The organism is Niallia sp. FSL M8-0099 (assembly GCF_038006945.1).
GTDB lineage: Bacteria > Bacillota > Bacilli > Bacillales > Cytobacillaceae > Niallia > Niallia circulans.
The window spans coordinates 1,561,418-1,574,181 of the sequence record NZ_JBBOWF010000001.1; the positions used below are offsets into that span (position 1 = coordinate 1,561,418).

Consider the following 12,764-nt stretch of genomic DNA (forward strand, 5'->3'; position numbering starts at 1 on the left):
AGGTGTTATCTTGTGAGTGAATTAGGAAATCGATTAAAAGAAGCTAGAGAAGCTAAAGGACTAACGTTAGAAGAATTACAAGAGATTACCAAAATTCAAGTCCGTTATTTAGTTGGCATTGAAGAAGGTAACTATAGTATGATGCCAGGTAAATTTTATACACGGGCATTTATCAAACAATATGCAGAAGCAGTAGATTTGGTTCCAGAAGAAATATTTGAAGAGTATAAAGCCGAGGTACCAACAACGGTAAATGATGAGTTACCGCAAAATTTATCGAGAGTAAATTCAAGAAGCGCAATAGACGGAGCCACTTCTAAAGTATTTGATATCTTGCCAACTATTCTTATTGCTATTCTTGTATTGGCTGTTGCTTTCCTGGTTTGGTATTTTGTGTATGCAAAAGATTCAAATCCAGAAAAACAGTCTAGTAGTGATACGGAACCGAATTCTGTTTATATGAAATCAGATGCATTAAATAAAAAGGAAAAAGAAAAAGCAATTGATGAGGATGCTAATAAAGAGGAAGAACAAGTAGTTGAAGAAGAAGAGAAGAAAGTAGAAGAAGAGGCACCAAAACAAGAGATTACCAAAAAAGAAACAGCGGGAAGAACGACAACATATGAAGTGAAAAATGCTGAGAAGTTTGTTGTTAAGCTTGTAGCAACAGGAAAAGTTTGGGTTGATATCCAAAATGGCAAAAACTATTCTTTTTTCCAAGGTATCCTTGAAAAGGGTGGAGCTGAATCACACGAAGAAGATTTATCAAAAGAGACAGAAGCACGTATTGTAATTGGAAATAGTCAAGTTGATGTTTTTGTCAATGATGAAAAATTAGAGCTTGGTGATTCATCCTCTAGACAAGATCTTGTTATTAAAAATATAAAAGAAGAATAGTCATCGATTCGATGACTATTTTTCGCTATTATATCGTAATTAGGTTATAATACTAATGTTTTTAATTTATTTTTAATGAAAGTGACGATTAACGTCATGGTAATGGAGGATGTAAGATGAATTTGCCAAATAAGATTACCGTAGCAAGAATTTTATTAATTCCCGTCTTTCTAGTCATCATGCTAGTGGACTTTCAATGGGGAGAACTAACATTTTTAGGTGTTACCTTACCGATGACACATTTTATCGGAGCCTTGATTTTTATTCTAGCATCGACAACGGATTGGATTGATGGACACTTTGCGAGAAAGTATAATCTAGTAACCGATTTAGGGAAGTTTTTAGATCCTTTAGCAGATAAATTATTAGTTTCGTCTGCATTAATTGTTTTAGTAGGATTGCAGATGGCACCTGCATGGATTACGATTGTTATTATCAGCAGAGAATTCGCAGTAACCGGTTTACGTTTAATATTAGCTGGCGGCGGAGAGGTAGTCGCAGCAAATATGCTTGGGAAAATTAAAACTTGGGCTCAAATAGTTGCGATTTCAGCCCTTTTACTACATAATATGATTTTTGAACTTGTCTCACTGCCGTTTGATAAGCTTGCACTATGGGTTGCTTTGATCTTTACAATTTGGTCTGGCTGGGATTATTTTGCAAAAAACAAACAGGCTTTTGTTTCATCCAAATAAAATAGAGGAATAAAAATAAGGACATCTATTTATGACAAGCGAATATTGCTTTATAAAGAGACGTCCTTTCTTTATGAACAGACAAAAAGGGGGAGCACTACATGAATGCAGAGATTATTGCTGTTGGCTCAGAATTATTACTTGGACAAATTGCTAATACAAATGCTCAATTTATATCCAAGCATTTAGCCGACTTAGGAGTAAATGTTTATTATCATACAGTAGTTGGAGATAATGCAGCTCGTTTAGAGGAAGCGATAAAAATCGCTGAAAATCGAGCGCAATTGCTTATTTTCTCCGGCGGATTAGGTCCAACAAAGGATGATTTAACGAAAGAAACGATTGCCAAGCATATAGGGAAAGAGTTGGTTTTTGATAAAACAGCTTTAGCTTCCATTGAAGACTATTTTGTCAAAACGAAACGCACTATGACGGAAAACAATAAAAAACAAGCATTGGTATTAGAGGGAAGCGACGTTCTTCCAAATGACCATGGGATGGCACCGGGGATGTTTTTAAAAAAAGACAATCGTTTTTATATGCTTTTACCAGGACCACCGAAAGAAATTCAGCCAATGTTTGTCAAATATGGATTTCCAGCTATACAAAAGCAAATGACAAGCAAAGATGTCATCGTTTCGCGCGTGCTTCGCTTCTTCGGCATTGGAGAATCGCTGCTGGAAACAAAAATAGAAGACTTAATTGATGCCCAGACTAATCCGACTATTGCCCCGCTCGCAGGAGATGGAGAGGTAACATTACGTATCACATGTAAACATGATTCTGTAGAAGAAGCAGATAAATTGATTGCCAAAACAGAAGAAGAAATATTCGCACGCGTAGGAGAATTTTTCTATGGATATGAGGACACTACATTAATGAATGAGCTTTCCCATATTTTATTAAAGAAAAATTTAACAGTAGCAGCAGCAGAGAGTCTGACAGGAGGACTGTTTCAGAAGGAGATAACAGGAATTCCAGGTGCTGGGAATATTTTTAAAGGGGGAATTGTTTGCTATACAAATGAAGTAAAGCATCAAATCCTGCAAGTAAAAGAGTCGACGATTAAAGAACATGGTGTGGTAAGCGAGCAATGTGCGAAAGAGCTTGCAGAGAATGTGGCACGTTTATTAAATGCCGATATTGGGATAAGCTTCACAGGTGTTGCAGGCCCAAATGAATTAGAAGGAAACCCAGTAGGTACCGTTTATATTGGGATTGCTAAAAGCGGGGAGCCGACAAAAGTAGAGAAGTTAGCATTAAGTGGAACAAGAGCAAGTAATCGAGTTCGAAGTGTGAGATACGGTCAATATTTCTTATTGAAAATGTTAGAAGATAAATAGTAGGGTGTCTTTTACTTAAAAGCTTCCTTTCAGCTGGAAAATAAAAAAACGAATGAATGTTCGATTTTTTACTGTACAAATGAAAGGAAAAAAGGTATATTAAGTATATAATCTTTTAAACAACGAATGAATCATGATTAGTGAGATTCATTTTTTATATAAGGAGGAGAACGTATTTGAGTGATCGTCAAGCTGCATTAGAAATGGCGTTAAAACAAATAGAAAAGCAATTTGGTAAAGGTAGTATTATGAAGCTGGGAGAGCAAGCAGATAGAGTCATTTCTACTAGTCCAAGTGGATCTTTAGCTTTAGATGCAGCCCTAGGTGTTGGTGGATATCCAAGAGGTCGTATTGTGGAAATTTATGGTCCTGAAAGTTCAGGTAAAACAACAGTAGCGCTACATGCTATTGCTGAGGTTCAGGCAAATGGCGGACAAGCAGCATTTATTGATGCAGAGCATGCATTGGATCCAGTTTATGCACAAAAGCTTGGCGTTAATATTGATGAATTATTACTTTCTCAACCAGATACCGGAGAACAAGCATTAGAAATCGCGGAGGCCTTAGTACGAAGCGGGGCAGTGGATATTTTAGTTATTGACTCTGTAGCCGCACTTGTACCAAAAGCAGAAATTGAAGGCGAAATGGGAGATTCTCACGTTGGACTTCAAGCACGTTTAATGTCACAGGCGCTTCGTAAGTTATCTGGGGCTATTAATAAATCCAAAACAATTGCTATTTTCATTAACCAAATTCGTGAAAAAGTTGGAGTAATGTTCGGAAATCCTGAAACAACTCCTGGTGGTCGTGCGCTAAAATTCTATTCATCTGTCCGACTAGAAGTTCGTCGTGCTGAAACGTTAAAACAAGGAACAGATATGGTAGGAAACAAAACAAAAATCAAAGTGGTAAAAAATAAAGTAGCACCACCTTTCAAAGTAGCGGAAGTTGATATCATGTATGGAGAAGGTATCTCTAAAGAAGGAGAAATTATTGACCTTGGTTCAGAACTTGATATTGTTCAAAAAAGTGGAGCTTGGTATTCTTACAATGACGAAAGATTAGGCCAAGGCCGTGAAAATGCGAAGCAATTCTTAAAAGAAAATCCAGAAATGCGCTTAGAGATTCAAAAGAAAATTCGTGATCATTATGGGCTGGATAAAGAAGTAACATTACAGCCTGATAATGACGACCAAGAACAATTCGAATTAATCGATTAATCATTAAGAAAGATGGGAGACGGTTTTTCCGTTTGCCATCTTTTTTGTTACTATTCTATAAAAGTATATGTTTCGATACCATTCGTGTGCTTGAAGCTAACTAATCCAAAAACACGCAATTATTGGCCATCTTGTAAGCTGAAAAGTAAAAAAAACTCTGTAATCGACTTAGGCATTTTTAAAGAGGCTGTGGGATATAGGTCTCCACAGGTTTAATAAGCTTAGTTTCTGACTATAATACGGATGATAGGTTAGATTTAGCTTTAAATAAGGTGAAATTCATACATATATAGGAAGTAAAGAGCAATTGTTAGAGGAAAATGATAACGAGATAGCCAATGAGAATTAGGTTAATCCTACTAGTTCAAAGTCTTGACAATAAATTGGTACAACTATACAATTGAATTGTATATTTTACATTTTTATAAGTATGAAAACCTAGAAAACATTTTTATAAGACTAGGGAAAATTTCGATTGAAAAAAGGAACATTTTAAGCCAATACTTTTAAAATCGTAACAAACACAATTTGATAGCAAGAGGAGGTGAAAATGATGGATTTAATAAAAATCATCTCCATTTTGCTTATTCTAATCGTTATTGCCGTTGTTGGCTTTGTTGTATATTTTATTCGAAAGTCCAATGCTAATGCAAAAATTAGCAATGCAACGTTGACTGCTGAACAAATTATGGAGAATGCAAAGCGTGAAGCAGACGCATTGAAAAAAGAAGCTTTGTTAGAAGCAAAGGATGAGATTCACAAGCTTCGTAGTGAAGCAGAACTAGAAGTTCGTGATCGAAGAAATGAACTACAAAAACAAGAAAATCGTTTATTGCAAAAAGAGGAAAATCTTGATCGCAAGGGAGAAGCGTTAGATAAACGTGAATCAGTGTTAGAAAAGAGGGACGATTCTCTTAATAAAAGACAACAGCATATGGAAGAGATGGAAAGCAAAGTGGACGAGATGGTTCGCAAGCAGCAAACAGAACTAGAGCGCATTTCTGGATTAACCCGAGAAGAGGCGAAGTCCATCATTTTAGAGCGTACAGAGCAAGAAGTTGCTCATGATATTGCGATAATGATTAAAGAAAGTGACACTAGAGCGAAAGAAGAAGCAGATAAAAAGGCTAAAGAAATTTTGTCACTTGCAATCCAACGTTGTGCAGCTGATCATGTTGCAGAAACTACAGTTTCCGTTGTTAACCTTCCAAATGATGAAATGAAAGGGCGAATTATCGGCCGTGAAGGACGAAATATTCGAACGCTTGAAACATTAACAGGAATTGACTTAATTATTGATGATACACCAGAAGCAGTAATTTTATCTGGTTTTGATCCAATAAGACGTGAAACTGCTAGACTTGCGTTAGATAAGCTCGTCCAAGATGGACGTATTCATCCAGCTCGTATTGAAGAAATGGTTGATAAAGCTCGCCGAGAAGTGGATGAACATATTCGTGAGATCGGAGAACAAACTACGTTTGAGGTCGGAGTTCATGGATTACATCCAGATTTAATTAAAATTCTCGGCCGTCTAAAATTCCGTACAAGCTATGGACAAAATGTATTAAAGCACAGTATGGAAGTGGCACAATTATCAGGAATTTTAGCTGCTGAACTTGGTGAGGATCAAACTCTTGCCCGCAGAGCTGGCTTACTTCATGATATAGGGAAAGCAATTGATCATGAAGTAGAAGGAAGCCATGTGGAAATTGGTGTCGAACTTGCTACCAAGTATAAAGAACATCCAGTTGTGATCAATAGTATCGCATCCCATCATGGTGATACGGAACCAACTTCAATTATCGCTGTACTAGTAGCTGCTGCTGACGCACTTTCAGCTGCAAGACCAGGAGCGCGAAGAGAAACATTAGAAAACTATATTCGCCGACTTGAGAAGCTTGAAGAAATTTCAGAGTCTTATGATGGAGTAGAGAAATCATTCGCTATTCAAGCAGGTCGTGAGATTCGAATCATGGTGAAACCTGATCTTGTGGATGATTTAGAATCCCATCGATTAGCACGTGATATTCGTAAGAAAATCGAAGAGGAATTAGATTATCCAGGTCATATCAAAGTAACCGTCATTCGTGAAACAAGAGCGGTTGAATATGCAAAATAAAAACGGTGCGTTTGCACCGTTTTTTTTATTGCTTGGCAACATTATTTTCAAAAAGCTTTTAGAAGGAAAATCGAGTTAGGAACGCAAGCAATAATATGTTACACTGTTACATAGTGAAGATTAGAAAGTAGGAAAAAAGACATGCATATTTTATTTATTGGGGATGTCGTAGGCTCTATGGGCCGAGATATGATTAAAGAGTACGTACCAAAGCTGAAGGAGAAATACCGTCCTCAGATGACGATTATAAATGGCGAAAATGCTGCTGGCGGAAAAGGAATCACCGAGAAAATCTATCGAAGCTTTCTGGAAATTGGTGCTCAAGCAATAACAATGGGAAACCATACATGGGATAACCGTGAAATATTTGAATTCATCGATCAGGCAAAATATTTAGTACGACCTGCCAATTTTCCCGAAAATAATCCAGGAAAAGGCATGGTATTTGTTAAAATTAATGATATTGAAGTAGCTGTTATCAATTTACAAGGCCGAACATTTATGAATCCGAGTGATGATCCATTTATCGTGATTGATGGCTTAGTTGAGGAAGCAAAAAAACGCACCGATATTATTTTTGTTGATTTCCACGGAGAGGCGACAAGTGAAAAGCAAGCAATGGGATGGTATTTAGATGGGAAAGTAACAGCGGTTGTGGGAACACATACGCATGTGCAAACTGCAGATAACCGTATTCTTCCAAATGGAACAGCCTTTATGGCAGATGTTGGAATGACAGGACCATATGACGCGATTCTTGGGATGCAGAAGGAATTAGTATTGAATCGTTTCTTAACCAATTTGCCAACACGCTTCGAGCCGCCGAAGAGTGGGAGAGCACAATTAAGCGGCTGTCTAATCGAAGTAGATAAAAAGACTGGGAAAGCAAAGAAAATAGAACGTATATTGATCAATGATGATCATCCATTTTTCTCGTAATAAATGGATGATGATTAGGAGAACTAGCTCTTCTTGCATTAACAAATATTTTCTAATTTTTTATGTCCAAGCTGGAATATGTGTATGAAACTTGGAATATAGTAACATTGGAATGATATATATCCTGATATGTTCATTATTACTTAATGTAACATGCGGGGGGGTTAAACAAGGAGGAGCTAGAAATGGAGATATTAAAGGTTTCAGCAAAGTCTAGTCCCAATTCTGTAGCTGGTGCGCTTGCAGGTGTTCTACGTGAAAGAGGTGGAGCAGAAATCCAAGCTATTGGTGCAGGTGCATTAAATCAAGCGGTTAAAGCAGTTGCTATCGCAAGAGGGTTTGTAGCACCTAGCGGAGTGGATTTAATCTGTATCCCTGCCTTCACTGATATCGTCATTGACGGTGAGGAACGAACAGCCATCAAGCTCATTGTGGAGCCTAGATAAAGAGAAAACAAGATTTGATAAAAAGTAGAAAAGCATGTAATTACATGCTTTTCCATTTATTCTGATCTTAATGGACAGTAAGAGGAAAGCGGCAGAACTTGCAGAACTTCTTGATATTCGCAGAAGCAGGTTTGAAGTCAGCTGTCTATTTAGTACTGAATGATTAACTATGATGAGTTGGAGAAGAAAAAATCTTCTCTGATCATAGTTTCGCTGTAACCCTTCTCTGATTGGTATGCTTGTTTGTGTTCTCTGATCTTTTTGGACCTGAATAGAGCAACCTTCAAAAAGGAAGGGGGATGTCTCCTCAATACGGTTTAGGCCCCGCAGTAAGGATTAAGTTGAAGAATAAACTTTTTCCTAAGCTATTACTTGAAACTGTGGAGAGTAAACCAAATGAGTGAGGCATCCTTTTTTTATAACTATAGTCAATTGATATCTTGAGGGATAGGAATAGCCATCAAGATTTACATAAAAAGAACATCTTTGTATGGGAGTGAATGGTTTGAATTACTTTGATGGACATTGTGACGTATTATTTAAAATGTTTATGGATAAAACAATAAATTTTCAGAATAGTAACAAACTTCATGTGACGAAGAGAGATTTACAAAAAGGGGGAGCAAAAATTCAATGCTTTGCTATTTATGTTCCAGAATCTGTCCATCCTGATATGCGGTTTGAAGCAGCTTTATCGATGACAAATATCTTTTATGAAAAAATCTTACAGCCGAATTCAGATTTAAAATTTATACGCTCACAAAAAGATATAAATGAATTAAAAGATGGAGAAATTGGTGCACTCCTAACATTGGAAGGCTGTGATGCAATTGGAGGAGATCTGCTAAAATTAAAAACATTGCTTCGATTAGGTGTTTCAGCAGTAGGGCTTACTTGGAACTATGCGAATGCTGTTGCGGATGGAGCACTAGAACCCAGAGGTGCAGGTTTATCTTTATTCGGGAGAGAAACAGTGAAGCTTTTGAATAAACAATCGATTTGGGTAGATGTTTCCCATTTATCGGAAAATGCTTTCTGGGATATTATGGAGCATGCTGATCATCCATATGCATCACATTCGAATACATATAATCTTTGTCCACATCCTCGTAATTTACGTGACGATCAAATTAAAGCAATGGTAGAAGCAGACAGTGTAATCGGAATTACTTTTGTACCGCAGTTTTTAAGTGGAACAAATTCAGCCACTATTACAGATATTCTGCGCCATCTTGATTATATTTGTTCGCTTGGAGGAGAGGATCATGTCGGTTTTGGTTCCGATTTCGATGGAATCGACCAAACGGTAAAAGGTCTAGCCTCTACTGCTGATTATCCTAATCTAATAAATGAGCTAACAAGATATTATACAAGTACGCAAGTAGAAAAATTCTTATATACGAATATGGCAAAAAGATTTCCGAAATAAAGGAAATCATTCCGCTTCTTTTTGAGGAGGAGGGTGAAAGTCTCTTTCTAGTTAAACAATAAGAAAATAGTAGAATGATATCTTTAAAACGTTGCTATTGTTTTCAAAAGATGAAAGGCTTATACTAGAATAATGAAAATATGTCTATAAAGAATAGTACATATGAAACAGCAGCTATTATATGGATGGATGTTTTTCTTGTCTAAGCAGCTTTAATCAATTCACTCTGATGGGTGGAGAGAAGGAAACACCAATCAATAAGAAGCCTAAACATGTATTTTAACAAACTTATGGATGAAATAAAAATCATCGATAAGAGAGGAGTAGATGAAATGAACGAAAACCAACGTTTAGAAGGACAACAAATCGGAAGCAATAATTCTTCGGACAAAAAATCCGAAAAGGATTATAGCAAATATTTCGAAACAGTATATAAAGCGCCTTCCTTAAAAGATGCAAAAAGACGAGGAAAAGAAGAAGTTCGTTATGAAAAGGATTTCTCTATTTCCGAACAATTCCGCGGAATGGGTGAAGGACGTAAATTCTACATTCGTACATATGGCTGTCAAATGAATGAACATGACACAGAAGTAATGGCAGGGATTTTCTTAGCTTTAGGCTATGAAGCAACAGATTCAGTCAATGACGCCAATGTTATTCTTCTTAATACTTGTGCGATTCGTGAAAATGCCGAAAATAAAGTATTTGGTGAATTAGGGCATTTAAAACATTTAAAAACGGAAAAGCCGGACCTTTTAATAGGTGTTTGTGGATGTATGTCACAAGAAGAATCTGTCGTAAACAAAATCTTAAAAACATACACACAAGTAGATATGATATTTGGTACACATAATATTCACCGTTTACCAAATATTCTTCATGAAGCATATATGTCAAAAGAAATGGTCGTAGAAGTTTGGTCTAAAGAAGGGGATGTAATCGAGAACCTTCCTAAAGTACGTAATGGAAAAATTAAAGCATGGGTAAACATTATGTATGGCTGCGACAAATTTTGTACCTATTGTATTGTTCCATATACTCGCGGAAAAGAGCGAAGCCGCCGTCCAGAGGATATTATTCAAGAAGTGCGTCATTTAGCTGCACAAGGGTATAAAGAAATTACTTTGCTTGGTCAAAACGTAAACGCCTATGGAAAAGATTTCACAGATATCGATTTCCGTTTCGGAGATTTAATGGAAGAAATGCGCAAAATTGATATTCCGCGTGTTCGTTTTACAACAAGTCACCCACGTGATTTCGATGATCATTTAATTGAAGTGCTTGCTAAAGGCGGTAACCTAGTGGAACATATTCACTTACCAGTTCAGTCTGGTTCATCTGATGTGTTAAAAATTATGGCACGTAAATATACAAGAGAGCAATATTTAGAATTAGTTCGCAAAATGAAAGCGGCTATTCCTAATTTAACTCTTACAACAGATATTATTGTTGGTTATCCAAATGAAACAGATGAGCAATTTGAAGAAACATTATCTCTTTATAAAGAGGTTGGTTTTGAAGCGGCTTATACATTCATCTATTCTCCACGTGAAGGAACACCTGCAGCACGAATGAAAGATAATGTTCCGATGGAAGTTAAAAAGGAACGCCTACAGCGCCTAAATGCTTTAGTTAATGAGTATTCTGCTAATTCCATGAAGAATTATCAAGGCCAAACGGTAGAGGTTCTTGTAGAAGGAGAAAGCAAGAATAACCCAGATGTGCTTGCTGGTTATACACGTAAAAACAAGCTAGTAAACTTTGTTGGACCAAAATCGGCAATTGGCAAACTTGTTTCTGTGAAAATTACCGATGCAAAAACATGGTCATTAAACGGAGAAATGATTGAGGTATTAGAAGCAGAAGCTGTTGAGGCAAACTAATGGCGAAATTCACACGAGAAGAAATTATTGAACGAACAGAGCAGCTTGCCAAAATGATTCGTGAGACAGAAGAAGTGGAATTTTACCAACGTGCCGAAAAACAAATCAATCAAAACCAAAAAGTAAATGATCGAATTGCCCAGATTAAAAAGCTGCAAAAACAAGCAGTTAATCTTCAGCACTATGGCAAAATTGCTGCTTTAAAAGATACTGAAGCAAAAATTGATGCCTTACAAAAAGAAATTGATGAACTGCCAATCGTCAGTGAATTTAAAGAATCACAAGAAATTGTCAATGATATGCTGCAAATGGTAACAAAAACGATCGCGGAAACAGTAGAAACAGAAATTCTTTCTTCTAATGAGAAGACGAAAGAACAATAAAACACTGAGATTCTCCGAAACAAGCGGAAAGAGGGTAAAAACATCCTCAAGAGTACCGCTGGCAGTTTTGGTATACAATGTAAACATATAAATAAAAACCAAGCATATTTTTGCTTGGTTTTTACTTGTTTTGATTATTTAAAATATTGATCGCCCGTAAGAATGCTTTCCGATATTCCTGTTGTTCCTTCATAGCTGTTTGCAAGGTTGAAAGCAATGCTTTATTAAGCTGTTTCGTTTCTTTGTCTTTTGCATTTCCGTTATTAACTGTTTGCAATAGAAATGTATACACAAGAAATAAGACAGAGTAATTGTCTACATAAGTTAGACTGACGGCACTTCCGCCATTTCCTCCTTCCGCATGTGTGTTAACAGAAGGCCCCCCTGTTTCTAGAATTTTATCGATAAGCTCCTCTGGTACTCCAAGCTCCTTTAATTTCTCGGCAGTTAACCCAATATTTTTTTCTTTAGCCATTCTTTAGCCTCCTTTTATTAGGTATGTAAAAAGAAAAGGGCAATCATCAAGAAGATGTTGCCCTTTATTATATGCTTATCTCTTATAGGAGTGATTATCTTAAAGGTGATTAACCTTCATTCACCATTTCAGGGCTATTTTCGTTGTAAGATACAGCAGTAGCAGCACCAGCAACGTTAGCATTAACTAAAATACCACCAACAAAGAAGTTTAATAAGTTAACACCTACAGCAGCACCACCAGCAGCACCAGCAGCAGAAAATTGGTTAGCTAGGTTACCGTTTCCTTGAGTAGCATTAGTGAATCCGCGAAGTTCTGCTCCTTTGTTTCCAATGCCTTTACCTTTAGCAGTAACATCAGTACCAGCAAGGCCAGTACCCTTACCTTCGTGACAATCAGATGTGCATTTAGACAACATTTGACTTCACCTCCTTTCAAGAAAAGATTCTTTACTTATTTTTTGATGAAATCTGAAAGATCTAGTGAAAAAATAGGCTTGCCGTTAACATTTAATTTAAGGTTCCCATCATCATTTGAAGCATCAATGACAGGTAATTTCTCTTGCAGCTTGCTTAGGGTGTCTTCACTTACTATACTTTTTAGCGTTTCGGGATTAAGATGTGGTTTTACTTTTTCTTTAATTGAATCTAAATCAACCGCACTTGCAACTTTCTCCTTCATCGCATCCATTGTAGTTCCAGCTACATTCTCAGAAACACCTTTGGTTAACTTTTGGACTAATCCACCCATTTCTGAAGATAATTTAGTAATTAATTCTTGTGCGTATTTAGCTCCGTCCTCACCAGTAACCTCTTTACCATTAACATTGAATTTAAAATCAAACTGATCGTTTTTATTAAATAACCCTGCCAACTTCCTCACCCCCTTACCGTATACTACAGTATATAGAGATTAGAACAAGCTGTATCCGC

General features: G+C 36.7%; 13 protein-coding genes. 10 read left to right on the forward strand and 3 right to left on the reverse strand.

The window, feature by feature from the left end:
• The first annotated feature begins 12 nt into the window (after nt 1-12).
• The 10 genes from NSQ92_RS07265 (at nt 13) to NSQ92_RS07310 (ending at nt 11,357) form a co-directional block, all read left to right on the forward strand.
• Complete coding sequence (locus NSQ92_RS07265; protein ID WP_047940067.1) at nt 13-897, forward strand: helix-turn-helix domain-containing protein; 885 nt, start codon at nt 13-15, stop codon at nt 895-897.
• A gap of 116 nt (nt 898-1,013) precedes the next feature.
• The gene (pgsA, locus tag NSQ92_RS07270; protein WP_047940068.1) at nt 1,014-1,592 is read left to right on the forward strand and encodes a CDP-diacylglycerol--glycerol-3-phosphate 3-phosphatidyltransferase; all 579 of its coding nucleotides are present in this window, start codon (nt 1,014-1,016) and stop codon (nt 1,590-1,592) included.
• Nucleotides 1,593-1,693: 101 nt separating this feature from the next.
• The gene (locus NSQ92_RS07275) at nt 1,694-2,935 is read left to right on the forward strand and encodes a competence/damage-inducible protein A (protein WP_341152510.1); all 1,242 of its coding nucleotides are present in this window, start codon (nt 1,694-1,696) and stop codon (nt 2,933-2,935) included.
• Between the two features lie 176 nt (nt 2,936-3,111).
• Nucleotides 3,112-4,155, forward strand: a complete 1,044-nt coding sequence (gene recA, locus NSQ92_RS07280; RefSeq protein WP_047940070.1) for a recombinase RecA — start codon at nt 3,112-3,114, stop codon at nt 4,153-4,155.
• Between the two features lie 553 nt (nt 4,156-4,708).
• Nucleotides 4,709-6,277, forward strand: coding sequence for a ribonuclease Y (gene rny / locus NSQ92_RS07285; protein WP_047940071.1), 1,569 nt, complete (start codon nt 4,709-4,711; stop codon nt 6,275-6,277).
• Between the two features lie 141 nt (nt 6,278-6,418).
• Entirely contained in the window at nt 6,419-7,216 is a 798-nt protein-coding gene (locus tag NSQ92_RS07290) for a TIGR00282 family metallophosphoesterase (RefSeq protein WP_047940072.1), read from the forward strand.
• 185 nt (nt 7,217-7,401) lie between these two features.
• The gene (spoVS, locus tag NSQ92_RS07295; protein ID WP_016201204.1) at nt 7,402-7,662 is read left to right on the forward strand and encodes a stage V sporulation protein SpoVS; all 261 of its coding nucleotides are present in this window, start codon (nt 7,402-7,404) and stop codon (nt 7,660-7,662) included.
• Between the two features lie 505 nt (nt 7,663-8,167).
• Nucleotides 8,168-9,091 (forward strand): dipeptidase, encoded by a 924-nt coding sequence (locus NSQ92_RS07300; RefSeq protein WP_095257531.1) that lies wholly within the window; start codon nt 8,168-8,170, stop codon nt 9,089-9,091.
• 332 nt (nt 9,092-9,423) lie between these two features.
• A complete protein-coding gene (gene miaB / locus NSQ92_RS07305; protein WP_047940278.1) occupies nt 9,424-10,974 on the forward strand; it encodes a tRNA (N6-isopentenyl adenosine(37)-C2)-methylthiotransferase MiaB in 1,551 nt (516 codons plus the stop codon).
• Nucleotides 10,974-11,357, forward strand: coding sequence for a RicAFT regulatory complex protein RicA family protein (locus NSQ92_RS07310; RefSeq protein WP_047940074.1), 384 nt, complete (start codon nt 10,974-10,976; stop codon nt 11,355-11,357). Before miaB ends, NSQ92_RS07310 begins: the two co-directional genes overlap by 1 nt.
• A 121-nt stretch (nt 11,358-11,478) precedes the next feature.
• Here NSQ92_RS07310 and NSQ92_RS07315 read toward each other — a convergent pair whose 3' ends face one another.
• The 3 genes from NSQ92_RS07315 to NSQ92_RS07325 all read right to left on the reverse strand — a co-directional run bounded on the left by NSQ92_RS07315 (nt 11,479) and on the right by NSQ92_RS07325 (nt 12,705).
• Entirely contained in the window at nt 11,479-11,832 is a 354-nt protein-coding gene (locus tag NSQ92_RS07315) for a hypothetical protein (RefSeq protein ID WP_047940075.1), read from the reverse strand.
• A 109-nt stretch (nt 11,833-11,941) separates the two neighbouring features.
• Nucleotides 11,942-12,250, reverse strand: a complete 309-nt coding sequence (locus NSQ92_RS07320) for a hypothetical protein (RefSeq protein WP_047940076.1) — start codon at nt 12,248-12,250, stop codon at nt 11,942-11,944.
• A 35-nt stretch (nt 12,251-12,285) separates the two neighbouring features.
• On the reverse strand, nt 12,286-12,705 hold the full coding sequence (locus NSQ92_RS07325; RefSeq protein WP_047940077.1) for a hypothetical protein: 420 nt from the start codon (nt 12,703-12,705) through the stop codon (nt 12,286-12,288).
• Between the last annotated feature and the right edge of the window lie 59 nt (nt 12,706-12,764).